Raw genomic sequence first — 611 nt, forward strand, 5'->3', positions numbered from 1 at the left:
TACGCTCAAACTTACCCGAAAGCTCCAGTTACTCATAGACCTGCCCACTAAAGAAGAACGTAAAGAGGCCATGGATAAGCTTTACCTGTGGAGGAACCGGTGCTACAGGGCAGCCAACCTTATTGTCTCCCATCTTTATGTACAGGAGATGATCGAAGAGTTCTTTTACTTATCGGAAGGCATCAAATATAAATTGGTTGACGAAAAGAAAGATGAACATGGTATCCTAAACCGCTCCCGGATCAATTCCACCTACCGGCTGGTTTCCGATCGCTTTAAAGGAGAAATGCCCACCAACATCTTAACCAACCTGAATAGCATCATATTAAGTGCTTTTAAAAAGAACAGGGAGAAATACTGGAGTGGTGAACGCTCTATAAATAACTTTAGGAGGGATATGGCTTTTCCCTTTAATATGGAGGGAGTCTGCGGCTTAACTTACGATGAAGAAAAGAGGGCCTTTTGCTTTCGGTTCTTTTCGATCCCCGTAAGAACATATTTAGGTAAAGACTATAATGACAAATGGAAGCTGATGCACCAGTTGGTAAACGGAGAGACTAAAATGCGTACTTCCCATATCCAATTAAAAGATGGTAAGATCTTTATGTTAG

The 611-nt window shown here is 41.6% G+C and carries 1 pseudogene; it reads left to right on the forward strand.

The window, feature by feature from the left end:
• Positions 1–611: pseudogene (locus RM539_RS19930) on the forward strand (hypothetical protein); the annotation flags it as partial.

The organism is Autumnicola musiva, assembly GCF_031846585.1.
Taxonomy (GTDB): Bacteria; Bacteroidota; Bacteroidia; order Flavobacteriales; family Flavobacteriaceae; genus Autumnicola; species Autumnicola musiva.